Genomic DNA, 23845 nt, shown 5'->3' with positions numbered 1-23845 from the left:
TGAGAGGATTCGAACCTCCGACCCTCTACACCCCATGCAGATGCGCTACCTGGCTGCGCTACACACCGACGGAGTCAGCTCGGCTGACGGGGAGGGAGTTTATGGAGATGCCCCGACCCTGTCAACAGGGGAAATTCAGGTTCGAGATCGTTTGCCTGCTTTGCGAGCAACTTCGGATCAAAGTACGACCAGTGGTGCATTTTGTCGGCACCTCACCGCTGTCTTGCAGGAAAAACGGCCACCCGGAGGCGGCCGTTTGGCGTGATGCTCTCAAGCCGAGATCAGCGGTTGAAGGTCAAGCGCTTGCCCAATACCTTGTCGGTGACCTGGCCGTTCTGCCAGGCAATCTGCCCGTTGACCAGGGTCATCTCAAGCAGGGCGCGCTGGAAGCGGTCATCATCCAGATCAGCGGTTGAAGGTGAGACGCTTGCCCAATACCTTGTCGGTGACTTGGCCGTTCTGCCAGGCAATCTGGCCGTTCACCAGGGTCATCTCGATGGTGCTCTGGAAGCGGTAGCCGTTGAAAGGGGACCAGCCGCACAGGTAGAGCAGGTTGCTGTCGGTGACCACGTAGGGCTTGCCGAGATCCAGCAGCACCAGGTCGGCGAAGTAGCCTTCCCGGATGTAGCCGCGATCCTGCACCTGGAAGCGCTCGGCCACCGCGTGGGAGGTCTTCTTGACGATGGTTTCCAGGCTGAAGACCCCGTTGTGGTAGAGCTCCAGCAGCGCCTGCAGGGAGTGCTGCACCAGGGGCACGCCGGACGGCGCCTTGAAGTAGCTGTTCTGCTTCTCTTCCCAGGTGTGGGGGGCGTGGTCGGTGGCGATGATGTCGAGCACGTCGTTGCGTACCGCATCCAGCAGGGCGTGCTGGTCGGCAGCGCTCTTCACCGCCGGGTTGCACTTGATCTGGCTGCCCAGGGTGTCGTAGTCCGCCTCGTTGAAGAAGAGGTGGTGGACGCACACTTCGGCGGTGATGTTCTTGTCCTTGAGATCCTTCAGATCCGGGGTGGCGGTAAAGAGCGAGAGCTCTTTCGCCGTGGTCAGGTGCAGCACGTGCAGCTTGGCGCCGTACTGCTTGGCCAGGGAGACCGCCATGCTGGAGGATTTGTAGCAGGCGTCCGCGCTGCGGATGCGGCCGTGCTCGCGCATGGGCACGTCTTCGCCCCACTTGGCGCGAGCTTCGTCTTCCAGCACCTTGATGGACGGGGTGTCCTCGCAGTGGGTGACGATCATCACCGGGCTTTCGCGGAAGATGGCTGCCAGGGTCTCCTGGTTGTCCACCAGCATGTTGCCGGTGGAGGCCCCCATGAAGATCTTGATGCCGCAGGACTGCTTGGGATCGAGCTTCTTGATCTCTTCCAGGTTGTCGTTGGTGGCACCCAGGTAGAAGCTGTAGTTGGCGGCGGCGGAGTTGGCGGCGATCTGGTATTTGGCTTCGAGGGCGTCGATGGTGGTGGTCTGGGGATTGACGTTGGGCATTTCCATGAAGCTGGTGGTGCCACCGGCCACGGCGGCCCGGGATTCACTGGCGATGGTTCCCTTGTGGGTCAGGCCGGGTTCCCGGAAGTGGACCTGATCATCGATCATCCCGGGGATGAGATGACGGCCCGTTGCATCGATCACCACGGCATCGGGGGCACTGATGTCCGGGGCGACGCGGGCGATCCGCTCACCCTCGATCAGGACGTCGGAGGCATAGATGCGGCCTTCGTTGACCAGGGTGGCATTCTTGATAAGCAATTTGTTCATGGGGGGTTCCAGTTCCTTTGCCGATAATCCGGGGTCATAATATCGCAAACTGCACTTTCTCTGTAGCAAGGCCTGAGTAATGAAGTTATTTGTTAGAGATTTGACTGTGATCGATTCCAGCTATTTATGCGAGCGCCGCGGCATGGTGGGCGAGAGCTGGCTGGTGGACATCGAGATGAGTGGCGAGCTCAACGAGATGAGCATGTTGCTGGACTTCGGTCGGGTGAAGAAACTCATCAAGTCGATCATCGATGAAGAGGTGGATCACAAGCTGCTGGTGCCGACGGAATGTTCCCTGGTCCATGTCCACGCGCTGGAGAACGACGAGAGCACCGTGGATCTGCTGCGTCCGGGTCGCGCCATCCACCTGCGCTGCCCGACCCAGGGGTTTGCCTTCATTCCCGCCCCCCAGGTGGACAAGGAGTCGGTGACCCGCTATCTGCTGGGGGTACTGGCCAAGCGTCTGCCGGGCAACATCAAGGATCTCTCCCTGACGTTGCGCTCGGAGCGTATCGAGGGCGCCTTCTACCACTACAGCCACGGCCTCAAGAAGCACGACGGCAACTGCCAGCGCATCGCCCACGGCCACCGCTCTCCCGTCGAGATCCTGGTGGACGGGGAGCGTGACGAGGAGCTGGAGTTCAACTGGGCCGAGCGCTGGGCCGACATCTACCTGGGCACCGAAGAGGACAGGGTGGCCCTTGGCGAACTCGCCCTGAGCGAGCGGGCCGAGGCGTCACTTAAAGAAGGGGACGCGCACTACATCGGCTTCAAGTACGTGGCACCCCAGGGGCTGTTCCAGCTTGCCATGCCGGCGGCGGAGGTGGAGATGATCGACACCGACACCACCATCGAGCTGCTGGCCCACTACATCGCCCGCGAGGTGAAGAAGCAGGTTGGGGACAAGTTCGTCAAGATTGTCGCCTATGAAGGGGTCGGCAAGGGCGCCATCGCCTACGCCTGATCCCGCGCCGCATGCCAGTAAAAAACAAGGCCCCGCCAATGCGGGGCCTTGTCATATCGGGTCGTGGCCATCAGGCACTGAGGCGGAAGCGCTGGACCAGCCCCTCCTGCTGCTCGGCAAGGGAGTCGAGCTGCTGGCTGGTCTCGGCGACCCGCTCTATGCCCTGATAGTTGAGATCCGAGATGTCGGAGATGCGGTTGAGGTTGGTGGCGATGTCGGCGCTGGTGGCCTGCTGCTGCTCGGCGGCGGAGGCTATCTGGCTCGACATGTCGCTGATGAGCACCACGATGCCCTGCACTTCTTCCATGGCGTTGTTGGCCTGGGAGCTCTGATCCACGCAGCTGTCCATCTCGCGGGAGCACTCCTGCATCACGTTGACCGCCCGGGCGACGCCTTGCTGCAGGTTCTCGATCATGGTCTGGATTTCGCTGGTGGACTGGGCGGTGCGGCCAGCCAGATTGCGCACCTCGTCGGCCACCACCGCAAACCCGCGTCCCTGTTCGCCGGCGCGGGCCGCCTCGATGGCGGCGTTGAGGGCCAGCAGGTTGGTCTGCTCGGCGATGCCGCGGATGACGTCGAGGATGTTGCCAATCTGGCCGCTCATGGCGCTCACGTCGCCAATCACCTTGCCGGTCTGCTGCAGCTTGCCCGCGAGCTGATGGGTGGTGGTGATGTTGCCTGCCATCACCTTGCGCCCCATCTCGGAGGCCTTCTCCACATCCTGCACCCGCTCCAGGGTCTGGTTGGCGGCCTGGGCCACCTCCCGCACCGAGGCCTCCATCTGGGTCATGGCGGCGGCGACCGAGGCGGTCTCCTGACGCTGTTTCTCCAGATCCGCCCGCACCGATTCGGTGGTGTGGCGGTTGTCGTGGGCGGCGCTGTTGAGCTGGGTCGAAGCCTGGGAGAGCTGCTTGAGGACATCCCCCATCTGGTGGATCAACAGGTTGATCTGGCTGGCGAGCTGGCCGAATTCGTTCTGGCTCTTGAAGCCGACGCGCTGGGTCATGTCGCCCTGGGTCACCTCGGTCAGCACCCGCAGCAGCTCTTTCAGGGGGCGGCGGATGGCCTTGCCCAGGGTGAAGGCCACCAGGATGGCGACGAAGATGGCGATGGCGATGCTGATCCCCTGGGTCAGGGTACTCTGGGTCTGCACCCGATCGGAGGCCTGGATGCTGGCGTTCATCAGCTGCTGGCTCTGGGCGGTGATCCCCTCCAGCTTGTTCTGGATGCTGAGGATGAGCTGGCTCGCCTGCTTGCTCTGCTCGCGCATGGCCTGCTGCTGCTTCATCAGGGCCAGGTATTGGGAGAGCACGCCGTCATTGCCCGTGGTGTCACGCACGAAGCCATGGACGTAGTGGCCCATGTTGTTGTCGAAGTCCTTGAGCTCCCCCTGGAGATCCTTGATGGTGCTGTTGAAGCCCTCGATCTGCATCTTGTTGCGCTTGAGCGCCGCCTCGATGGGGGCGGGGATGCTCTGGTTGAGGGCATCCATGGTGGAGAGCTCGATGGCGGAGAGCTTGGTGGTCAGGGTCTCGGAGAGCATCTTGATGAAGCTGTCGTCGATGGTGACCATCATGTCCCCCAGGTTCTTCTTGAACTGGGGCAGGCTGACCTGGAACTGGCCCTTGGCCTGATTGACCTTGTGCAGCCGGGTGAGCAGGGCCTCGTGTTCGCCGGGCAGGGTCTGGGTCAGTTGCAGGTAGTCATCCACCAGCTTGACGAGGGCAGTCATGTCCGCCTGCAACTGGGGATGAACCGCCACCTGCTGCTTGAGGCTGGCGACCATCTTGTCGACCTGGCCCTTGGCCTGTTGCAACTCGGCCACTTCCGCCGGCAGTTGCTTGAGATCCTGCTCGGTCAGCACGTCGGTGAGCCATTTGTTGGCGCTGAGCAGGCTTATCTGGGTCTGGCTGCTGGCGAGTACCAGCGGCATGGACTCCTGGGTCACCTGATCCAGAGCGCCGCTGAGTTCGCTCTGGCCGCGAAAGGTCAGTACCGCACTGGCGACCATGACGGCGACCAGGATGGCAAAGCCCAGATAGACTCTCTGTAGGATCGAGAGGTCTGACATTGTTTGTTTCATTATTGTCCCGCTGTCTGTGCAAAAGTCCCTTGCCTGAGTACCCCGTCCCTTTGATACCCTGCATGCCCCGAAGGGGATGCCGTTGTGGTTCGCGGGACGTCTCCTCGCTATCGGTATTCTTCACAATAACTGAAGCGATTGGGACAACGGCTGTGCCAAATGTCGGCTTGTGTCACACTTGGCGCGTTGCGGCGGCCTGTTTGGGAGCCGCTTGAGCTTTGTATTGAATTTTCTTTTTCCTATAAAGGAGTTACCCATGGCGCAAGAAACCATTTTCAGCAAAATCATCCGCAAGGAGATCCCCGCCGACATCCTTTATCAAGACGATCTGGTGACCGCGTTTCGCGACATCCAGCCCAAGGCCAAGACCCATATCCTGATTATTCCCAACGTGCTCATCCCCACCGTCAATGACGTGGAGCCGGATCACGAGCTGGCGTTGGGCCGGATGTTCACCGTGGCCCGCAAGCTCGCCAGCGACGCGGGCATCGCCGAGGACGGCTACCGCCTCATCATGAACTGCAACCGCCACGGCGGGCAGGAGGTCTATCACATCCACCTGCACCTGGTCGGTGGCGAGCCCCTGGGACCCCTGCTGAGCCTGTGATGCGCCTCGTCACGTCGACCGGCCTGCTGTTGGCCGGTCTGCTGCTGGGGGGCTGTGCCTCCCAGTGGAAAGACATGTTCGTCTCCTACTCGGATCAGATGGTGCCCTTGCGCAACCAGCTGCTGCTGGGCCATGCCGCCGAGGCCCTGCCCGAGGTGCGCGAATCGACCCCGGGGGACGACACCTTCGTGCTCGACCAGCTGGAGAAGGGGCGCATCGCCTGGCTGGCGGGTCAGGACGGCCCCAGCAAGCAGGCCTTTGCCGCCGCCGACAGCCGGCTTGCGTGGGAAGACAATCAGGCCGAGTACCGCCTGAGCCAGGGACTGGCCCAAGCGGGCAGCCTGCTCACCAACGATCAGACCCTGGCTTACCAGGCGCCCGATTACGAGCGCACCATGCTGCACCACTATCTGGCGCTCAACTACTTGCAGCGCGGGGATGCCGACGGCGCCCTGGTAGAGGTGCGCCGTGCCAACCAGGTGCAGGAGCAGGCCCTTAAACGGCGGGCCGACGAGGTGCGCAAGGCCGCGCAGGAGGGGGAGCAGGAGGACGAAGCCGGGGAGATGCGCCAGCTGATGTCGCGCGGCGCCCCCGAGCTCGATCGCCTGATAGGCCAGGTGAAAAACGGTTTCCAGAACGCCTACACCTTCTATTTCTCCGGCGTGCTCTACGAGGCGGCCGGGGATCTCAACGATGCCTGGGTCGATTACCAGCGCGGCTACCAGATAGCGCCGGACAACCAGAGCCTGCAGGATGCCCTGCTGCGCCTGGCCCGGCTTCGCGGCTCTCCCGAGGAGCTCAAGGAGACCGAGCAACGGATGGGCCGCAAGGCGCCGCCCTTGGCCAAGGGTCAGGGCCAGCTGGTGGTGCTGTTTGAAGATGGCCTGATCCCGGCGCGCCGGGAGCTCTTCCTGCCGCTGCCCATCTCCACCTCCAGCGGCGATTTTCGTACCTTTACCGTGGCGGTGCCCTATTACGACAATCGGGCCAGCGACGGCGCCCCGCTCACCCTGTCGGTGGGCAAGGGGGTGGCGCAGACCAGCGAGCTGGTGAGGCTGGAGGCGCTGGCGGCCAAGGATCTGCAGGAGCGGCTGCCCGGCATGCTGACCCGGCAGGCCCTGCGGCTGGTGGCCAAGGAGCAGGTACGGCGCACCGCCGCCAAGGAGGGGGGGGATGTGGGCAACATCCTGGTGGGGATCTTCAACACCCTCTCGGAGCGGGCGGATACCCGCAGCTGGCTGACGCTGCCCGCCAAGGCCTCGAGCTGGCAGGGGATGGTCCCGGCCGGGAACGTCACCCTGACCCTGGGGGCGGGCAGCGCCATGCGTACCCTGCCACTCAGCGTCCACGCCGGGCGCACCACCCTGGTGTGGGTACAGCGCCTGGGGAGCGGGCTCACGACCCGGGTGATGCCCCTCTAGGGGGAACCGGATATGGCAACTCAGATGAATGACCGGTCAGGCCGACGGCCACCGGCAAGGAGAACAAGATGAAAGCACAAGGGTTGGCCCTGGGCCTGGTTCTGCTGCTGACGGGCTGTGCCACCAATACTTCCGGCGTGGCGCTCTATGGCGCGGCCGGTGCGGCGGCGGTGGCCGAGCAGCATCAAAACGTCAACGTCACCCTGACCGAACTCAGCCGGCGCCAGCAGAACGGCCTGTTGCAGGTCAACGTGGCGGCGGCCAGCACCCAGCGTGGTGACAACACGCTGCAATATCTCTTCTACTGGTATGACGACGCGGGGCAGGAGGTGGCCAGCGATGGCCGCGGCTGGACCCCCCTCAAGCTGCATGGCTACCAGACCCGCACCCTGTCCGCCCTGGCGCCGAGCCCGGCTGCACGGGGTTACCGGATTTACGTTCGCGAAGTGATGGAGGAATCCTACTGATGAAAATGAATCATGCCCTGCTGATCCTGACCGGCGCCCTGCTGCTGGGCGGCTGCTCCAGCACCACCGTCAGCTATGGCGATCCCACCGAGACCGAGACGGTGACCGTCGATTACGGCTCCTCCGACTTGCAGGCCATTGCCGACAAGATGGCGGATTCCATGCTGGCGTCCCCGGCCACCAGCGAGATCACCGCCGGGGGCCGCCCGGTGATGTTCATGGACTCCATCCGCAACAAGACCTCGGAGCACATCGATACCGAGGCCATCACCGACACTATCCGCACCAAGCTGCTGCGCTCGGGCAAGTTCCGCTTCGTGGACATGAGCAAGGTGGCGGCGGTCAAGCAGCAGCTCGAATACCAGCAGGGCAGCGGCATGGTGGATCCCGCCACCATGGTGCGGCTCGGCAAGCAGACCGGTGCCCGCTACATGGTCTATGGCAACCTCGCCAGCATCGTCAAGGACAACGGCAAGGTGAAGGATGTCTACTACCAGATGACCATGAACCTGATGGATGTGGAAAACGGCGAACTGCTGTGGGCCGATCAGAAAGAGATCCGCAAACAGGCCAAGAAGTCCACCTTTGGCTGGTGAGGACCCGCGGGGGCAGGGGGATCTGGCGGAGCTGGCGCTCCTCGCCAGCCTGCCGGCGCCCTGGGATCAGGGGCGCCTTGAGCCGCTTGGCCAGGGCCTGACCAACGGCAACTACCGGCTTTGCCTCCCCACTGGCGAGCAGGCCTTTCTGCGCCGCGGTCATCCGGATCCGGTGCGCCTTGGCATCGACCGGGCCACCGAGTGGCAGCTCTACCAGGGGGCGGTGGGGCAGGGGCTGGCGTTGCCCTGTCATCACGGCGATCCCGCCACCGGCCTGATGCTGCTGGCGTGGTGCGACGAACCCAACTGGGCCGAGCAGGCGCCGCCTCTCGCCGCGCAGCCCCGCCTGATGGCGGATGTGCTGGTGCGGCTGCACCGCCTGCCGGTGCCGACCGTGGTGATGGCGGTGCGGGCCCACAGCGGCGGTTATCGGCAGCGTCTGGCCCATATCCCTCCCTGGCTGCCCGCCCTGGAGCGGGCCCTGCTCGCGAGCCGGGAGCCGGACGACTGCTGGCTCCCTTGCCATCACGATCTCAATCCGGCTAACTTGTTGGGGTCGCGGCCCTGGGTCATCGACTGGGAGTACGGCGCCGCCGGTCATCCTGGGTTCGAGGTCGCCAGCGTCCAGCGCACCCACGGCTGGAGCGAAGAGCAGCGGTGCCAGTTGGAGAGCTGCTATCTTGAAGCCATGGACGGGGCACCGACGGGGCTGGGGCACCGGGGATTCCAGGCCGATGCCTTCCTGCCCTGGGTCGATTACATCGGCCTGCTGTGGGCGCTGCTGATGGCCGAACAGCAACCCGGGCCCGAGTATCAGGCCCTGATCGACATCAACCGCCAGCGCCTGGAGTAATGCCCGGCAACGGCACGCGCGACGCGTGTATTCAATGAATGGGAGGCATGCATGGTGACCACATTCTCATGGCGTCAACCGCGTAGCTGGAGCCTGCTGCTGCTCTGCCTGCTGCTGACGGGTTGCGCCACCCGGGTGATCTACTACTGGCTCGACTCGGCCATCGTCTGGCAACTGGACGACTACTTCTCCCTGGACCGCAGCCAGAAGAAGCTGCTGGACCAGGAGGTGAAGGGGCTGATGGCCTGGCACCGGCAGCATGAGCTGCCCATCTATGCCCGGGATCTCGATGCCCTGGCCAAGGCGGTGGCCAGCCCCATGAGCCCGGCCCAGGTGACCCTGCATCTGGACAGAACCCAGGCGAGCCTGACCCGCACCCTGGAGAACGCCATTCCCCGCACGGTGCGCCTCGCCAAGACCCTGACCGACGAGCAGGTGGCTCGCTTCATGGCCGATCGGGTGAAGCGCCAGCAGGAGCGTCAGCACGATTTTGCCACCCAGTCGAAGGCCGAGATGATCAAGGGCTTTCGGGAGAAGATGAACGAGCGCCTGGTGTTCTGGATTGGCAAGGTGAAGCCGGCCCAGGAGCCTCTCATCACGCAGTGGGCCGAGTGGCAATACGAGATGATGGCCCCCTGGCTCGACTTTCAGGAGGCCTGGACCAAGGAGCTGGATCGGCTGATGAAACAGCGCCAGAGCCCGGATTTCGGCCAGGAGCTGACCCGCTTGCTCCAGCAGGGGGACGGCCTGATGGATGGCCGCTTCACCGGCTACACGGACCAGTCCCGCCAGCGTACCATCCAGTGGCTGAGCGATCTCAGCCACTCCATGGATCTCTCCCAGCGGGCCCACCTCTACACCCTGCTCAAGGACTATGCAGAGGACTTCGAGGGCATGACCCGCAGCCGCTGAGGACGCGGTGAGACAACACAAGGGCGGCGGGCCCCGGGCCTGCCGCCCTTGTTCTTGTGGGGCAGGCTGTGGTAGCTTGCCCTTTCTATTGTGTGGGAATTAACTTTTGAACCTGACCGACAACGTGAAACTGGCGGCGATGACCCTGCTCATCACCCTCGCACTGTTGTTCTCTACCCTCTCGGTGGAGGGGGTCAGGGTACCCGCGTTCCAGCCCTCGGCCCAGCAGGCCCACTCGCTGGCGGAGGGGGCGGCGCCTGCCGACGCAAGCCCGGCGGCCCACGGCGTCAGCGGCAGTGACGATGGCATCGTCAAGTTCGTCGGCTCCCACCAGAATCACCTGCTGCGCCTCGAGCACTCCCTGAGCCGCGATCATCAGCCCGGCAGCGTGGTCTACGAGCTGGTGATGAGCTGGTCCCAGCAGGCGATCCTGCTGCTGCTGTGCGGCCTGCTGTTCTATGCCGCCCTCTTCTACCCGGGGACGAGCTTTCGCGATCACTTCGCCGGCATTCACAGGCGCCGCCTGCAGCGCCGGCATCTGCAGTACCGCTTCGCCCAGAGCTTCCTCGCCTGACCCCGATGGGGTCAGCTTGCCACCTGTTGCCTCATCTTCTCTCTGTTGCTGTTCACTTTTAGTGAACGGCTAGGCTGTCTTGTTTCATTTTTTTGCACGGTGCGACCCCGGTGTCGCCCCTTGCCATCGCCTGACAGAGGCCGATTTCATGAGAAAAAAGAGTCATACCGTGTTGAACCGCATGAGCCTGTGGCAGTACGCCCTGTTGCTGCTGATGCTGGTCACGTTCGCGTTCTATTCCCTGCCCACCTTCTTCGGTGAGCAGCCCTCCCTAGGGCTGCACGGCCAGTCGCGCCTGAGCGACGCGCAGCGCACCCTGCTGGCCGAGAACCACATCGACCCCCTCAAGCAGATCGCCCAGGGTGGCCGGATGGCGCTGGTGTTCGCCAGCCAGGGGGAGCAGCAACTGGCCAAGCAGTTGCTGGAGCAGCAGGGGCTGGACAGCGCCGCCCTGACCCTGGAGTTCTACTCTAACGCCCCGGCCTGGATCAGCCGGCTCGGCGCCGACCCCATCAAGCTCGGGCTGGACCTGCGCGGTGGCTCCCAGTTGCTGATCGGGGTGGACGTGGATTTTGTCATCGACAACCAGACCAAGAACCTGGTGGATACCCTGCGCACCCGTTTTCGCGAGGCCAACCTGCGGGGGGCCAGCGTGATGCGCACCGCCCAGGGGAGCGTGGCCGTCACCCTGCCCGACGTGGCGGGGCAGGAGGCCTGGCTCTCCATCATCAAGGAGAGTGCCGGTACCCGCCAGGATCAGTGGACACTGAGCCGCTCCGGCAATGCACTGACCCTGGTGCTGAGCGACGCCGAGCGCACCCTGCTGGTGAACAACGCCGTGACCCAGAACCTGTCGATCCTGAAAAAGCGGATCAACGAGCTCGGCATCGTCGAGGCCTCGGTGGTGCGTCAGGGGCAGGACGGCATCCGCATCGAGCTGCCGGGGGTGCACAACCCCAAGCAGGCGAAAGAGGTGATCGGCGCCACCGCGTCCCTGGCCTTCTATGAAGCCAAGGCCGACAGCCGCTTCTTCATGGCGGATCGCAGCGGCCAGGCGGTGGGGCTGGCCCGCCAGCCGGTGCTGAGCGGCGAGCACATCGTCGATGCTCGCGCCAACATGGGGGAGATGGGGCAACCCCAGGTCAACATCGTGCTCGACACCCTGGGGGGGAGCAAGATGAACCAGTTCAGCCGCCAGCACGTGGGCAAGCCCATGGCCACCGTCTTCACCGAGTACAAGACCAACGCCGAAGGCAAGCTGCGCGCCCGAAGCGAGGTGATCAACGTCGCCACCATCCAGACCGCCCTTGGCAACCAGTTCCGCATCACCGGGATCGGCAGCCTGCCCGAGGCCCAGGAGCTCGCCATGCTGCTGCGGGCCGGGGCCCTCACCGCGCCGCTGAAGATCCTGGAAGAGCGCAGCATAGGCCCGACCCTGGGTCTGCAGAACATCGAGGCGGGCTTCACCGCCCTGGCGTTCGGCATGGCGGGCATGATGCTGTTCATGATGGCCTGGTATCGCAAGTTCGGCTGGGTCGCCATCACGGCGCTGGTCGCCAACCTCCTGATGCAGGTGGGCATGCTGGCGGTGCTGCCGGGGGCCGTGCTGACCCTGCCGGGGATCGCCGGTCTGGTGCTCACCGTCGGCATGGCGGTGGATACCCATGTGCTGATTTTTGAGCGGATCAAGGACCGGCTGCGGGAAGGGGGGTCTTTGGCCAACGCCATCGACTTTGGTTATCGCTCGGCGTTTCGCACCATCTTCGATGCCAACATCACCACCCTCATCTGCGCCGTGGTGCTCTATGCCATCGGCTCCGGGCCGCTGCAGGGCTTCTCCATCACCCTGATCCTGGGGCTCATCTCCAGCATGGTGACCGGCATCTGGGGCACCCGCGCCATCATCAACCCCCTGTGGGGCAACAGCCGCGCCAAGCTGCTGAGGGTATGACCATGAACCGACTTCATCACCATGACGCCGCGCCCGTGAGTCTGTATGGCCTGCGCACCGACCGCTTCCTGCCGGGAAGCCTGAACCACCTGATGTCGAGGGAAGAACAATGCTGAGAATGATCCTGGCCATGGGGCTGACCCGCTGGCGCTATATCGGGCTGTGGGCCTCCGTGCTGCTGACTCTGGCCTGCGTGGCCGTCCTTGCGACAAAAGGGCTCGCCCTCGGGCTCGATTTCACCGGCGGGATCCTGCTGGAGTTTCGCATCCAGACCCTGAAGGAGGCCCATGAGCTCAACGCCCTGCTGACGGCGCCCCTGGCGGGGGTGGTGGAGCTGCACGGCGCCGGTGTGCCCGGCGAGTGGCTCATCAAGCTGCCCCCCCACGAGCTGCCCTGGGCGGCGGAGGATCTGGCGACCATGCTGGGGCAGCAACTCGCCCTGCCGGTGGAGCTCTTGCGCACCACCATCGTCGGGCCCCAGGTGGGCGCGGAGCTGTTCCAGCAGGGGATGCTGGCGGTGCTGGTGGCCTCGCTCGCCATCTCCGCCTACCTGGCGGTGCGCTTCGAGTGGCGCCAGGCCATCGGCATCCTGGTGTCGGTGCTGCACGACGGTCTGGTTGCCATCGGGCTGCTCGCGCTCTTTGACATCGAGTTCGACCTCAACGTCATCGCGGGCCTGATGGCGGTGATAGGCTACTCCCTCAACGACAGCATCGTCATTTCGGACCGGTTGCGGGACTTGCTGGGGTCGCGTACCCGCATGGGGATCCACGAGTGCTCGGACGTGGCCATCAAGGCCACCTTCAGCCGCACCATGATCACCTCGGGCACCACCCTCTTCACCGTGGGGGCCCTGCTCCTGTTCGGCGGCGACGCACTCTACGGCTTCTCCTTCACCCTGTTCGTCGGCATCCTGGTGGGGACGCTCTCCTCCATCACGGTGGCCTCCACCGTGCAGGAGCTGTTGGGGCTCTCCCCCCAGGCCTACCAGAAAAAAGAGGAGGAGCTGGCCGAGGCGGCGTGACCGGCGAGCGCCCCGTCACGGGGCACATGGGCGGCCAGTGCGGCCGCCCCGGGCAAAAAAGGAAGGCGAATGCCTTCCTTTTTCCATTCTGCCAGAGGGGGCGCGGTGGTCCCGAAGGCCGGGTTGGGGCGGCGGGTGTGACGCGGCTGAGCAGAAGTTGAAAAGTGTAATGAAATGCATGTTTTAGGCGCTATTTTCGGGGCCCGCATCGGCTACACTGGCAAGGAGTCTATGGATGGAGTAAGCACTCATGAATATCGCTCGTCGGCTTCAACTCATTGCCCTGCTGGTCATGCTGGCCCTGGGGTGTCTCAGCTGGTTCAGTATCAGCAGACTCTCCTCCGCCCATGCGGATCTCAGCTATGTAACAGACAACACAGTCCCCAGCATTTCCACGATCAAGGAGATAGAAACGGACTTCTACGCCCTGCATTCATTTATCCAGGCGCACGTGCTCAACACCGACGACGGCAAGATGAGTCAGATAGAGCAGGGCATCGCTTCCTATCACACTAATATGGACGCCCTGCTGAGCCAGTATGAAAGCGGGATGATCTCCAATGAGGAGGACAGGCAGCTCGTCGCCGATGATCGGCGCCTGGTTGCCCAGTACGACAAAGCCTCCGAAGACGTCCTGCGCCTGTCCCGCGAGAACAAGAATGTGGAGGCCAGAGAGGCGATCGACAAGGAGCTTGCCCCCTTGTATGAGCAGCTTACCAAGGCCATCGACAAGCACGTCCACTTCAACATCCAGCAAGGTGACGCCGTCAAGCTGCGAGGCGAGCAGAATGCCGATAGCAGCATGCAGGCACTGTTGTTCATCTCGGTGGGCACGGGTGCCCTCACGCTGGTGCTCTTTCTCTGGCTGTTCAGGCAGGTCGCCAATCCCCTCCGTCTGGCCATGGCGACCCTGTCCGAGATCCAGCGCGACCTGAACTTCACCCTGCGGGCCAATGTGAGCCAGCAGGACGAGATCGGCCAGACGCTGACGGCGGTCAACCGCCTGCTGGACACCTTGCAGCAGACCTTCACCGAGTTTTCGGTGGGCAGCCTGCAGATCAAGAGCACGGCAGAGTCCCTCTCCCAGGCGGCCCAGCACATGGCGGAGTCGGCGAGTCAGGCCAATGACGCCACCAGCCTTATCGCCGCCGGGGTGGAGGAGATGAGCGTGAGCATCACGGACATCTCCCAGCGCACCCAGGAGACCAGTCGCATCACCAATGAATCCGGCAAGCTCGCCAGTGACGGCGGGGCCACCATAGAGCGCACTGTGCTCGCCATCAACGACATCGCCGACGCCATTCGTCAGGCCTCCCGCGATGTGACGGCGCTGGGGGAGGGGATCTCCCGCATCGGTGGGGTGGTGAACGTCATCAACGATGTGGCGGGGCAGACCAACCTGCTGGCGCTCAACGCCGCCATCGAGGCGGCGCGGGCCGGTGAGCAGGGACGCGGCTTTGCGGTGGTCGCCGACGAGGTGCGCAAGCTGGCGGAGCGGACGGCCCAGTCGACCCAGGAGATCTCAAGGACGGTGGAGGCTATCCAGCAAGGGTCCGAGGCCACGGTGGCCAGAATGGTCCTGGTGGAGGAGAAGGTGGCGCAAGGGGTGGCCATGGCGACGGAAAGCGGGGCCATCATCACCCAGATCCGCCAGGCCTCCCATCGCGTCATGGATCAGGTCGGCGAGATCACCCTGGCCATCCGCGAGCAGACCTCTGCGGCGGAATCCATCGCCCTCCAGGTCGAGCAGATAGCCCAGGTGGTGCAGCAGACCAGCAGCACGGCGGAGGAGACCTCCGCCGCCGCAGAGGAGCTGAACGTGACCACGGAGAATATCCACCAGCAGATCTCCCGCTATCGCATCCAGTGATGCGCGGATCGGTTGTTCTCTCCCCGCCATGCCCATGGCGGGGATTTTTTTATGTCAGAACCCCGAACCGGGCTGTTGCAGGAAGGCGGCCTCTTCCTCCGTGCTCGCCCTGCCCAGGATGGCGTTGCGGTGGGGGAAGCGGCCAAAGCGATCGACGATCACCTGGTGGCGCCGGGCAAAGTCGGCAAAGCCTTCGAAGGTGGCACAGGCCGGGCCTGTGGCCTGCTCGTCGGCCAGGGCCTCGAACAGGGCGACGCTTCTGGCCTGCTGCTCTCTGGACTCCGCGTGCTCGAGGGGCAGATAGAAGAAGACCCGGGCCAGCGGCGAGAGCCCCTTGTCGACCCCGAGGGTGAGCCCCTTGAGGCACAGCGCCCTGGCCTTGTCGTCCTGGGCGAAGGCGGCGGGGGTGTGGCGGTGAAGGTTTCGCGGCAGCTGGTCCAGCAGCAGGATGAGGGCCAGGCGCCCTGCGGGATCGCCCTCCCAATGGGCGAGCTCGCCCGCTGCGGCACGGGCCGCCAGTTCGCCGAAGCGTGAGGCCAGCAGGGCATCGGTCTCGCTGCTCTTGCCCCACCAGAGGGGGGCCTGACGGGCGGCACGGGGGGCGTCGTCTGCGTCATCGCCAAACCAGAAGTCGAGCAGAGGTTGCCAGGGTTGCATGGGAACTCCTTGGGCCGGTGGCCGTGAGGTGAAAACGGAGCAGGGGATCTGCCATGGGGGGCTGCCGCCGTGGCGGCTTCCCGTTACACTGTGCCATCTTTTGCCCCAAAGGGTGATCCCCGGATGGGCCAGTGATCCCCTGACCCCCTCATCACCCTGACCGGGGCAGCCCGGATGTGTCCCACTCAATAGAAGGAATGCCAGATATGGCCGGAGCCAGTTTGTTGACCCTGCTCGATGATATTGCCAGCGTGCTCGATGATGTCGCCCTGATGACCAAGGTGGCGGCGAAGAAGACGGCCGGGGTGCTGGGGGACGATCTCGCCCTCAATGCAGAGCAGGTCTCCGGGGTGCGGGCCGAGCGTGAGCTGCCGGTGGTGTGGGCGGTGGCTAAGGGGTCGTTTCGCAACAAGCTCATCCTGGTGCCTGCCGCCATCGCCATCAGTGCCCTCATCCCCTGGCTCATCACCCCGCTCCTGATGCTGGGGGGGGCCTACCTCTGTTTCGAGGGGGCGGAGAAGCTGGTCCACAAGTTCCTGCCCCACGAGGAAAAGGCGCATCAGGCGGCGCCGGTGCCCGAGGATCTGGCGGCCTATGAGCGCCAGAAGGTGAAGGGGGCTATTCGCACCGATTTCATCCTCTCGGCGGAGATCATCGTCATCGCCCTCGGCACCGTGCAGGGGTCGAGCCTGGGCCTGCAGATCGCTGTGGTAGCGGGCATCGCCCTGCTGATGACCGTCGGGGTCTATGGCCTGGTGGGGCTCATCGTCAAGCTCGACGACATCGGTCTGCACCTGCTGCAAAAGCCCGATGGCGGCGCCGTGCGCCGGGCGGTGGGGCAGGGGCTGCTGGTGACGGCGCCCCGTCTGATGCACCTGCTTGCCCTGGTGGGCACCATCGCCATGTTCATGGTCGGCGGCGGCATTCTGGTCCATGGCTGGCCCTTCCTCCATCATCTCATCGAAGGGACGGCGGGCACGGTGGCCGCCCTGCCCGGGGTCGGCGGGGTACTGGCCGTGGTGACGCCCACCCTGCTGAGCGCTCTGGCAGGCGTGGTGGCAGGGCTGGTGCTGGTGGTGGCCATGACCCTGATGAGCAGGCTTCAGCCCGCCAAATAGGTCGCTTGTCGGGGGAGGGCCGACAGGGGCCGTCGCACCCGGGGGCGCTCTTCTGCTGGTTGCCTCGAATGGGGGCTAGGCAAGTGCCAGGCCCCCTTCGTACTATCCGGTTTCACCCGCCCGCAGAGGCGGGGTGACCCGATATGGACGCAAACAGACAAGGACAACCATGAAACCACCCGTTTGGCGAGATGATCACATCTATGCCGCCCCCGACGATCCTGCCATCGAGGCCGCCTTCCAGGAGGCTGCCCGTGCCCTTACCCGGCTTGACGCCCTCCTGGCGGACCTGCCGGATCCCGCCCATCCCGTTGCGGATGCCAATGCCCTGCGCCACCTGTTGCGGGCCATCCGCCGCGAGGCCAACGGGGTGAAGAGCCTGGCCTGGAACAGTCAGGTCTATGGTTACAACCGGCTGAGCCAGAACGGGCGCGACGAGGAGGCCCGGGTACTGCTCTCCCGGGGCCAGCAGCTGGAGGCGACCCTGGCCCAGCGCAGCAAGCCGGTGGACCTGTTCTGGGTTCGCGCCCCCGAGTCACTGGTGCGCACCCTGCTGCAAGACCCCGAACTCTTCGAGCTGGCCTACCACATCCATCACGACAGAGCGCTGCAGGATCAGTGGCTTTCGCTCGAGAGCGAGCAGCTCATCGAGGGGTTGGCGGTGGACGGCCTGCAGGGGTGGGGGGATCTCTACGACAACCTGGTGGGGCGGCTGCTGCCGGTGGTGGAGGGGGTGCCCATGGGGCTTGCCCAGGCGGACAACCTGCTCGCCCACCCGGACAGGGCGCGGCGCGCCAGCGCCTGGCACGCCATCCAGGGCGCCTGGGAGGCGGAGCAGGAGACGGTGGCCGCCATTCTCAACGCCATCAACGGCTGGCGCAACGAGCTCGGCCGCCAGCGCGGCAAGGGGCGCAGGCTGGATGCCCTCGAGGTCACCTGCCATCAGGAACACATCACGGGCGCGACCCTGGAGACCCTGATGGCGGCGGCCGGGGAGCACAGGGAGCTCGGGCGCCGCGCCTTGCGTGCCATGGCCTGTGCCCAGCAGATCACCGACTTCGCCCCCTGGGATCTCTTTGCCCCGGCGCCCCAGGCCGTACACGGCAAGTTCGGCTTCGAGCAGGCGCTGAATCTGGTGATGGAGGCCTTTGCCGCCTTCGATCCCGAGATGGGGGCGTTTGTCCGCATGATGGCCGACAAGGGGTGGATCGATGCGGCCCCGAGCGAGCACAGGCGAAGCGGCGCCTATTGCACCGAGTATGCCGATCCGCCCGAGCCAAGGGTCTTCCTCACCTTCGAGGGGACCATGGACAACGTCATCACCCTGGCCCATGAGCTCGGCCACGCCTGGCACAGCTGGTTGCTGCGGGATCTTCCCTTCGAACAGCGGGGCTACCCCAAGACGCTGGCGGAGACCGCCTCCCTCTTTGCCGAGATCCTGGTGCGCGATGCCCTGCTGGCCGCCACCGACAAGGTGGAGCAGCGCCGGGCCATCGCCTGGCTGGACGGGGAGCGGGCCGCGAGCCTGCTCCTCGACATCCCCGCCCGCTTTGCCTTCGAGCGCGCCCTGGTGACGGCGCGGGAGGCGGGTTACGTGGGGGCGAGCCAGATGCGGGAGATGATGAAATCGGCGCAGCAGCAGTGCTATGGTGACGCCCTCAGCCAGTATGACGAGCTGTTCTGGGCCAGCAAGGGTCACTTCTCCATCGCCGAGTCCGGGTTCTACAACTACCCCTATCTGTTTGGCTATCTCTTCAGCCTGGGGCTCTATGCCCAGCATGCGCGGGCCGGGGGCGAGTTTGTGCCCGCCTATCGCGCCCTGCTGCGAGATACCGGCCGCATGAGCGCCGAGGCGCTGGTGGAGAAGCACCTGGGGGTCGACATCCGCGAACCCGGGTTCTGGCAGGAGAGCCTGCGCTATGTGGAAGAGGCGGTGGTGCGCCTCGAGCGGCTGGTGTGATGCCTGCCCGCGAAGGTGGTGGCTCTGGCCACCTGGATTTCACGACGGGCGATGCCCGTCCCTGACGATGAGCGTTCGATGCAACAACGAGTCTATCCACAGCAGTGGCAAAATGATCACATCTACCCCTCCCTCGACAGCTGTGTCCTCGAGGCTGACATGAGCCTGGCCCGCGCCAGCCTGGCCGAGCTGAGCGGTTTTATCGAGGGACTGGCCCAGGTGCCTCGCACCCCAGGCGCCTTGCAGGACTTCCTCAGGGAGGTACGCCTGCGGGCCCGGCGCATTCGCGACATCGGCTGGAACATCGCCGTGCTGGCCGCCTGCAAGGGGAGCCAGGACGCCCGGGATCCCCTCGCCAAGCAGGTTGCCTCCCGGGCCCGTGCCCTCAATGCGGATCTGTTCAAGACGCTTGCCCCCATCGAAGATCTGATGCTGGGGCTGCCTGCGTCCGAGTTTGAGCAACTGATGGCCGACCCCCTGCTCGGGGAGGAGGGGTACCGGCTGCGCCACGAGCGTCGCCTGCAGGATCAGCGGCTGCCGGTGGAGGCGGAGCAGCTGGTCATCGGCCTTGGCACCGACGGCCTGCACGCCTGGGGCAACCTCTACAACGATCTGGTGGGCAAGATAAGGCTGGTGATCGCGGGCCGCGAGATGGGGCTGGCAGAGGCGAGCAACCTGCTCTCCAGCCCGGATCGTGCCCTGCGCAAAGAGGCCTTCGATGCCATCAGCGCCGGCTGGGAAGGGGAGCAGGAGACGGTGGCGGCCATCCTCAACGCCCTCAACGGCTGGCGCCTGGAGCTCTCGCGCCAGCGCGGCAAACACCGGCGCCTCGATGCCCTGGATCTCTCCTGCCACCAGAGCCACATCGAGCGGGCGACTCTGGATACCCTGATGACGGAGACCTGGCAGGCCCGTCATCTGGGCCAGCGGGCCCTGGGGCTGATGGCCGGTCACCTCGGCCTCGAGGTGCTGGGGCCGGAGGATCTCTTTGCGCCGCCCCCTGCCGCCAGCCGCCGGGAGATCCCCTTCGAGGAGGCGGTCGACATCATCGCCCAGGCCTTCGCGCGCTTTGACCCCGAGATGGGGGACTTTGCCCGCATGATGGCCGAGCGCGGCTGGATTGATGCCGCCCCCACCCCCAACCGGCGCACCGGGGCCTATTGCACCAAGTTTGCCGAGCCGGTGGAGCCGCGGGTCTTCATCACCTATGCGGGCACCATGGACAACGTTATCACGCTGGCCCACGAGCTCGGTCACGCCTGGCACAACTGGCTCATCCGCGACTTGCCCATGAGCCAGCGCAGCTACCCCATGACGCTCGCGGAGACCGCCTCCATCTTCGCCGAAACCCTGGTGCGCAGCGCCCTCTACGAGCAGGCCCGAAGCGTCGAGGAGCGTCTGGCCATCGCCTGGGCGGATGCCGATGGCGCCGCCACCTTCCTGGTCAACATCCCGGCCCGCTTCGACTTCGAGCGGGCCCTGGTGGCCGAGCGCGAGCAGGGCTATGTGTCGTCGGCCCGGCTCAAGGGGCTCACCGACGAGGCCTGGGGGCGCTGGTACGAGCAGAGCCTCGACCGCTATCACCCCCTGTTCTGGGCCGCCAAGGCGCACTTCTCCATCGCGGGCTTCGGTTTTTACAACTACCCCTACCTCTTTGGCTATCTGTTCAGCCTCGGGGTCTATCAGCAGCTGATGAGCCGCCAGGCCGCAGGGGAGGCGGGGGTGGCGAAGGCCTACCGCGCCCTGCTGCGAGACACAGGTCGCATGAGCGCCGAAGAGCTGGTCGAACGGCATTTGGGGCAGGACATTCGCGAGCCCGCCTTCTGGCAGGGGAGCCTGGCCCTGGTGGAAGCGGCGGTGGCGCGCTTCGCCCAGTGCGGCGGTTAACCTCGCCAGACCCGGTTTGCGCCATGTCCCGCCGGGGCATGGCGCTGCCACAGCGGCCCCGACGCGCGGTTTGGTGGCCCGAAGGGGCGTGATCCAAAGCAAGAAAGTGGGATGTTTTGGTGGCGCAAGGCCCTGTCGCTGGGGTAGTTTCGATAGAACCGACACAGTTTTTGAGGTCTTGTCCATGATCATCTATCTGCATGGCTTTGATGCCACCAGCCCCGGCAATCATGAAAAAGTGCTGCAGTTGCAGTTTATCGATGATGATGTGCGTTTCGTGCACTACAGCACGGTTCACCCCCGCCACGACATGAGCCATCTGCTCAAGGAAGTGAAGAAGCAGCTCGACATGAGCACGGATCCCAAACCCCTCATCTGCGGCGTGGGCCTGGGTGGCTACTGGAGCGAGCGGATCGGGTTTCTGTGCGGCATCAAGCAGGTGGTCTTCAACCCCAACCTGCACCCGGAAGAGAACATGCAGGGCAAGATCGACAGGCCGGAAGAGTACGAGGACATCGGCACCAAGTGTGTAACCGAATTTCGTAATAAAAATTCAGGAAACTGCCTGTGCATCCTTTCCGTTCAGGATGAAATCCGCGATAATCGGGACACTGAACGTGAATTGAAGAACTATTACGACATCGTATGGGATGAGCGCGAGACCCATAAGTTCAAGAACATCTCGCACCATCTGCAACGGATGAAGGCCTTCAAAGAAGCCTGAGCCATCACGTCAACCGATTTCGTTTTAGGGAGCCAATGGCTCCCTTTCGTTTTGAGGAACCAAGGAAAATCATCATGATGAATATTGTCGTTGTAGGCGGTGGCGCCGGTGGTCTCGAGCTTGCGACCAGCCTGGGCCGCAAGCTGGGCAAGAAGAACAAGGCCAGGATCACCCTGGTGGATCGCAATCGCACCCACCTGTGGAAGCCCCTGCTGCACGAAGTGGCCACCGGCTCCATGGATGCGGGCATCGATGCCCTGAGCTACCAGTCCCACGCCAAGAACCACGGCTTCGAATTCCAGCTCGGCAGCCTGACCGACATCAAGCGCGACGAGAAACGCATCGTGCTGGCCCCCATCCACGACGAGAGCGGCGCCCTGGTGGTCAACGAGCGGGAAGTGGCTTACGACATTCTGGTGATGGCCATCGGCTCGGTCTCCAACGACTTCAACACCAAGGGCATCAAGGATCACTGCATCTTCCTGGACAGCCCCTCACAGGCGCACCGCTTCTACAACAGCATGATGAACCGCTTCCTGCAGTTCGCCACCGAATACCAGCCCGGTGACAAGGTGAAGATCGCCATCGTCGGCGGCGGCGCCACCGGCGTCGAGCTCTCCGCCGAGCTCTACAACGCGGTGGAGCAGCTCTACGCCTACGGCTTCAAGAACCTCACTACAGACAGCCTCAAGGTGACCCTGGTGGAAGCGGGCCCCCGCATCCTGCCGGCCCTGCCGGAGCGCATCAGCGGCTCCGCCCATCAGGAGCTGGTGAAGCTGGGCGTGGACGTGCGCACCGCCACCATGATCACCGAGGCGACCGCCGAGGGCCTGCACACCAAGGATGGGGAGCTGATTGAAGCAGACCTCATGGTGTGGGCCGCGGGCATCAAGGCGCCGGACTTCATGAAGGAGATCGCGGGCCTGGAAACCAACCGCATCAACCAGCTGGTGGTCCACGAGACCCTGCAGACCACCCGGGACGAGAACATCTTCGTCATCGGCGACTGCGCCGCCTGCCCGCAGCCGGACGGCAAGTTCGTGCCGCCCCGCGCCCAGTCCGCCCACCAGATGGCGACCCAGGCGTTCAAGAACATCCTGGCCAAGATGAACGGCGGCGAGATGAAGCCCTACCGCTATCACGATCACGGCTCCCTGGTCTCCTTGAGCCGCTTCTCCACCGTGGGCAGCCTGATGGGCAACCTGATGCGGGGCTCCATGATGGTGGAGGGCTACATCGCCCGCATCGTCTACATCTCCCTCTACCGGATGCACCAGGTGGCCCTGCACGGCTACATCAAGACCGGCCTCATCATGCTGGTGGGCCGCATCAACCGGGTGCTGCGCCCGAGCATGAAGCTGCACTGAGTGCATGGCGGCTGCCGCTGCGAACATCAAAAAGGAGAGGCTTGCCTCTCCTTTTTTTATGGCCGACGCGAGTCGCTCCTGACAGCGCCTGCCGCCGTCCAGGGCGAAGACGCAGAGGGCCTAGGCAACTGCAGTCGTGTCTGCATCATCAAGGTCCCGCTTTCATCGTGGCCGGAAGCCCTCTCCCCAGCACCGGTGCCCAAGGTCGCTTTGCGGGGAAAGTGTCACGACACAGGCCGTATGGATGGCACCTTGATGAACCTGGCGGGCGCTGTGCTTGAAGCCCCTGGCCACGCCGGGCTTATGCTTTGGCAAACGCCTTGCTACCATGACGGCAACGGTGCTTCGCGCACCCAGCCTAACTCACAGGAGACCTCATGATCCTCTCAACTACTCCCACCCTGGAAGGCAAGACCATTCGCGAGTACCGCGGCATCGTCGTGGGCGAAGCCATCCTCGGCGCCAACATCTTCAAGGATCTGTTCGCCGGTATCCGCGACATCATCGGCGGCCGCTCCGGCGCCTACGAAAAAGAGCTGGCCCGGGCCCGGGAGATCGCCTTCGAGGAGCTCAAGGAGCGTGCCCAGGCGCTGGGGGCCAACGCCGTGGTGGGCATCGACATCGACTACGAGGTGGTGGGCCAGAACGGCAGCATGCTGATGGTCAGCATCAGCGGCACCGCCGTGGTGATCTAGCCCGCCAGTGCCCGGCCCTGCATGGCCAAACGCCCCGTCACAAGCCGACCCCTAGGTCGGCTTTTTGTTGGGTGTGACGCGCAAAGGTGGGTGCAAGTGAGTGGGGCTCAAGGCCTGAACGTATCGAACGCTCCGATGGTTCTGGGCTGGCCGGGAATGAGGGAGAAAATGGCCCGGCCCGGAGAAGGTGCGGGAACATGGGGGGCACAGGGCCTGAAGGTCGGCAAAGTTGTTCAATTTTACTATTCGATAGTGAGTTATCGTTTGATATATCTAAACAAAAAATGACCTGGCAGGGGTCGTAGAGCCCAGGTCGGGACGAACATGGCGAGGTGCAGGCGGCACTGTACTCGCATCCCGCCCATA

21 protein-coding genes are annotated in these 23845 nt (G+C 64.4%); 18 read left to right on the top strand and 3 right to left on the bottom strand.

What is annotated here, in order from left to right; genetic code table 11:
- Nucleotides 1-101: 101 nt before the first annotated feature.
- Nucleotides 102-416 carry a hypothetical protein gene (locus AB5Y89_RS11170; RefSeq protein WP_368223779.1) on the top strand — a complete coding sequence of 105 codons (315 nt, stop codon included), beginning with the start codon at nucleotides 102-104 and terminating at the stop codon, nucleotides 414-416.
- Here AB5Y89_RS11170 and AB5Y89_RS11165 read toward each other — a convergent pair.
- Complete coding sequence (locus AB5Y89_RS11165; protein WP_039038976.1) at nucleotides 406-1749, bottom strand: dihydroorotase; 1344 nt, start codon at nucleotides 1747-1749, stop codon at nucleotides 406-408. The two genes, AB5Y89_RS11170 and AB5Y89_RS11165, sit on opposite strands and share 11 nt — an antisense overlap.
- A 79-nt stretch (nucleotides 1750-1828) precedes the next feature.
- Here AB5Y89_RS11165 and AB5Y89_RS11160 point away from each other — a divergent pair, with 79 nt between their 5' ends.
- Nucleotides 1829-2713, top strand: a complete 885-nt coding sequence (locus AB5Y89_RS11160) for a 6-carboxytetrahydropterin synthase (protein WP_161469925.1) — start codon at nucleotides 1829-1831, stop codon at nucleotides 2711-2713.
- Nucleotides 2714-2783: 70 nt separating this feature from the next.
- Here AB5Y89_RS11160 and AB5Y89_RS11155 read toward each other — a convergent pair whose 3' ends face one another.
- On the bottom strand, nucleotides 2784-4796 hold the full coding sequence (locus AB5Y89_RS11155) for a methyl-accepting chemotaxis protein (RefSeq protein WP_041215416.1): 2013 nt from the start codon (nucleotides 4794-4796) through the stop codon (nucleotides 2784-2786).
- Nucleotides 4797-5052: 256 nt separating this feature from the next.
- Between AB5Y89_RS11155 and hinT the strand changes: the two genes are divergently transcribed.
- The 10 genes from hinT to AB5Y89_RS11105 all read left to right on the top strand — a co-directional run bounded on the left by hinT (nucleotide 5053) and on the right by AB5Y89_RS11105 (nucleotide 15071).
- Nucleotides 5053-5403 (top strand): purine nucleoside phosphoramidase, encoded by a 351-nt coding sequence (gene hinT, locus AB5Y89_RS11150; protein ID WP_010674343.1) that lies wholly within the window; start codon nucleotides 5053-5055, stop codon nucleotides 5401-5403.
- The gene (locus AB5Y89_RS11145; RefSeq protein ID WP_368223777.1) at nucleotides 5403-6824 is read left to right on the top strand and encodes a COG3014 family protein; all 1422 of its coding nucleotides are present in this window, start codon (nucleotides 5403-5405) and stop codon (nucleotides 6822-6824) included. The genes hinT and AB5Y89_RS11145 overlap by 1 nt, the downstream gene beginning before the upstream one ends.
- 68 nt (nucleotides 6825-6892) lie before the next feature.
- A complete protein-coding gene (locus AB5Y89_RS11140) occupies nucleotides 6893-7291 on the top strand; it encodes a YcfL family protein (RefSeq protein WP_010674345.1) in 399 nt (132 codons plus the stop codon).
- Complete coding sequence (lpoB, locus tag AB5Y89_RS11135; protein ID WP_010674346.1) at nucleotides 7291-7887, top strand: penicillin-binding protein activator LpoB; 597 nt, start codon at nucleotides 7291-7293, stop codon at nucleotides 7885-7887. The genes AB5Y89_RS11140 and lpoB overlap by 1 nt, the downstream gene beginning before the upstream one ends.
- Nucleotides 7877-8740 carry a phosphotransferase gene (locus AB5Y89_RS11130; protein WP_368223775.1) on the top strand — a complete coding sequence of 288 codons (864 nt, stop codon included), beginning with the start codon at nucleotides 7877-7879 and terminating at the stop codon, nucleotides 8738-8740. The genes lpoB and AB5Y89_RS11130 overlap by 11 nt, the downstream gene beginning before the upstream one ends.
- Nucleotides 8741-8791: 51 nt before the next feature.
- Nucleotides 8792-9652 carry a DUF6279 family lipoprotein gene (locus AB5Y89_RS11125; RefSeq protein WP_041215412.1) on the top strand — a complete coding sequence of 287 codons (861 nt, stop codon included), beginning with the start codon at nucleotides 8792-8794 and terminating at the stop codon, nucleotides 9650-9652.
- A 106-nt stretch (nucleotides 9653-9758) separates the two neighbouring features.
- Nucleotides 9759-10226: a hypothetical protein gene (locus AB5Y89_RS11120; RefSeq protein ID WP_045525161.1), complete on the top strand. Its 468-nt coding sequence runs from the start codon at nucleotides 9759-9761 to the stop codon at nucleotides 10224-10226.
- A 148-nt stretch (nucleotides 10227-10374) separates the two neighbouring features.
- Nucleotides 10375-12177, top strand: coding sequence for a protein translocase subunit SecD (gene secD, locus AB5Y89_RS11115; RefSeq protein ID WP_029314367.1), 1803 nt, complete (start codon nucleotides 10375-10377; stop codon nucleotides 12175-12177).
- A gap of 109 nt (nucleotides 12178-12286) precedes the next feature.
- A complete protein-coding gene (gene secF / locus AB5Y89_RS11110; protein ID WP_368223774.1) occupies nucleotides 12287-13201 on the top strand; it encodes a protein translocase subunit SecF in 915 nt (304 codons plus the stop codon).
- A gap of 250 nt (nucleotides 13202-13451) precedes the next feature.
- A complete protein-coding gene (locus AB5Y89_RS11105; RefSeq protein ID WP_368223772.1) occupies nucleotides 13452-15071 on the top strand; it encodes a methyl-accepting chemotaxis protein in 1620 nt (539 codons plus the stop codon).
- 54 nt (nucleotides 15072-15125) lie between these two features.
- On the opposite strand, the gene AB5Y89_RS11100 is transcribed toward AB5Y89_RS11105, so the two are convergent.
- Nucleotides 15126-15728 (bottom strand): DUF924 family protein, encoded by a 603-nt coding sequence (locus tag AB5Y89_RS11100; protein ID WP_323928298.1) that lies wholly within the window; start codon nucleotides 15726-15728, stop codon nucleotides 15126-15128.
- A 206-nt stretch (nucleotides 15729-15934) separates the two neighbouring features.
- On the opposite strand from AB5Y89_RS11100, the gene AB5Y89_RS11095 reads away from it, so the two are divergent.
- The 6 genes from AB5Y89_RS11095 (at nucleotide 15935) to AB5Y89_RS11070 (ending at nucleotide 23479) form a co-directional block, all read left to right on the top strand.
- The gene (locus AB5Y89_RS11095) at nucleotides 15935-16846 is read left to right on the top strand and encodes a DUF808 domain-containing protein (RefSeq protein WP_368223770.1); all 912 of its coding nucleotides are present in this window, start codon (nucleotides 15935-15937) and stop codon (nucleotides 16844-16846) included.
- Between the two features lie 169 nt (nucleotides 16847-17015).
- Nucleotides 17016-18806 (top strand): M3 family oligoendopeptidase, encoded by a 1791-nt coding sequence (locus AB5Y89_RS11090; protein WP_368223769.1) that lies wholly within the window; start codon nucleotides 17016-17018, stop codon nucleotides 18804-18806.
- 78 nt (nucleotides 18807-18884) lie between these two features.
- Nucleotides 18885-20693 carry a M3 family oligoendopeptidase gene (locus AB5Y89_RS11085; RefSeq protein WP_368223768.1) on the top strand — a complete coding sequence of 603 codons (1809 nt, stop codon included), beginning with the start codon at nucleotides 18885-18887 and terminating at the stop codon, nucleotides 20691-20693.
- Nucleotides 20694-20877: 184 nt separating this feature from the next.
- Entirely contained in the window at nucleotides 20878-21417 is a 540-nt protein-coding gene (ycfP, locus tag AB5Y89_RS11080; RefSeq protein ID WP_005331594.1) for an alpha/beta hydrolase YcfP, read from the top strand.
- A gap of 74 nt (nucleotides 21418-21491) precedes the next feature.
- Nucleotides 21492-22784: an NAD(P)/FAD-dependent oxidoreductase gene (locus tag AB5Y89_RS11075; RefSeq protein ID WP_041212859.1), complete on the top strand. Its 1293-nt coding sequence runs from the start codon at nucleotides 21492-21494 to the stop codon at nucleotides 22782-22784.
- 377 nt (nucleotides 22785-23161) lie between these two features.
- Entirely contained in the window at nucleotides 23162-23479 is a 318-nt protein-coding gene (locus AB5Y89_RS11070; RefSeq protein WP_010674360.1) for a heavy metal-binding domain-containing protein, read from the top strand.
- Nucleotides 23480-23845 lie beyond the last annotated feature (366 nt).

It is taken from the genome of Aeromonas sp. s4 (assembly GCF_040907855.1).
Lineage (GTDB): Bacteria > Pseudomonadota > Gammaproteobacteria > Enterobacterales > Aeromonadaceae > Aeromonas > Aeromonas caviae.
The sequence above is the reverse complement of the archived record's forward strand: the minus strand, read 5'-3'. Positions and strand labels throughout refer to the sequence as shown.

Excerpts from the sequence above, each read along its gene's own strand:
- lpoB (WP_010674346.1), top strand. The coding sequence starts at position 7,291 with ATGAAAATGAATCATGCCCTGCTGATCCTGACCGGCGCCCTGCTGCTG.
- AB5Y89_RS11100 (WP_323928298.1), bottom strand. The coding sequence starts at position 15,728 with ATGCAACCCTGGCAACCTCTGCTCGACTTCTGGTTTGGCGATGACGCA.
- AB5Y89_RS11075 (WP_041212859.1), top strand. The coding sequence starts at position 21,492 with ATGATGAATATTGTCGTTGTAGGCGGTGGCGCCGGTGGTCTCGAGCTT.
- secF (WP_368223774.1), top strand. The coding sequence starts at position 12,287 with ATGCTGAGAATGATCCTGGCCATGGGGCTGACCCGCTGGCGCTATATC.
- AB5Y89_RS11095 (WP_368223770.1), top strand. The coding sequence starts at position 15,935 with ATGGCCGGAGCCAGTTTGTTGACCCTGCTCGATGATATTGCCAGCGTG.
- AB5Y89_RS11070 (WP_010674360.1), top strand. The coding sequence starts at position 23,162 with ATGATCCTCTCAACTACTCCCACCCTGGAAGGCAAGACCATTCGCGAG.
- AB5Y89_RS11170 (WP_368223779.1), top strand. The coding sequence starts at position 102 with ATGGAGATGCCCCGACCCTGTCAACAGGGGAAATTCAGGTTCGAGATC.
- secD (WP_029314367.1), top strand. The coding sequence starts at position 10,375 with ATGAGAAAAAAGAGTCATACCGTGTTGAACCGCATGAGCCTGTGGCAG.
- AB5Y89_RS11145 (WP_368223777.1), top strand. The coding sequence starts at position 5,403 with ATGCGCCTCGTCACGTCGACCGGCCTGCTGTTGGCCGGTCTGCTGCTG.
- AB5Y89_RS11085 (WP_368223768.1), top strand. The coding sequence starts at position 18,885 with ATGCAACAACGAGTCTATCCACAGCAGTGGCAAAATGATCACATCTAC.
- AB5Y89_RS11155 (WP_041215416.1), bottom strand. The coding sequence starts at position 4,796 with ATGAAACAAACAATGTCAGACCTCTCGATCCTACAGAGAGTCTATCTG.
- AB5Y89_RS11165 (WP_039038976.1), bottom strand. The coding sequence starts at position 1,749 with ATGAACAAATTGCTTATCAAGAATGCCACCCTGGTCAACGAAGGCCGC.
- AB5Y89_RS11105 (WP_368223772.1), top strand. The coding sequence starts at position 13,452 with ATGAATATCGCTCGTCGGCTTCAACTCATTGCCCTGCTGGTCATGCTG.
- AB5Y89_RS11160 (WP_161469925.1), top strand. The coding sequence starts at position 1,829 with ATGAAGTTATTTGTTAGAGATTTGACTGTGATCGATTCCAGCTATTTA.
- hinT (WP_010674343.1), top strand. The coding sequence starts at position 5,053 with ATGGCGCAAGAAACCATTTTCAGCAAAATCATCCGCAAGGAGATCCCC.
- AB5Y89_RS11090 (WP_368223769.1), top strand. The coding sequence starts at position 17,016 with ATGAAACCACCCGTTTGGCGAGATGATCACATCTATGCCGCCCCCGAC.
- AB5Y89_RS11125 (WP_041215412.1), top strand. The coding sequence starts at position 8,792 with ATGGTGACCACATTCTCATGGCGTCAACCGCGTAGCTGGAGCCTGCTG.
- ycfP (WP_005331594.1), top strand. The coding sequence starts at position 20,878 with ATGATCATCTATCTGCATGGCTTTGATGCCACCAGCCCCGGCAATCAT.
- AB5Y89_RS11140 (WP_010674345.1), top strand. The coding sequence starts at position 6,893 with ATGAAAGCACAAGGGTTGGCCCTGGGCCTGGTTCTGCTGCTGACGGGC.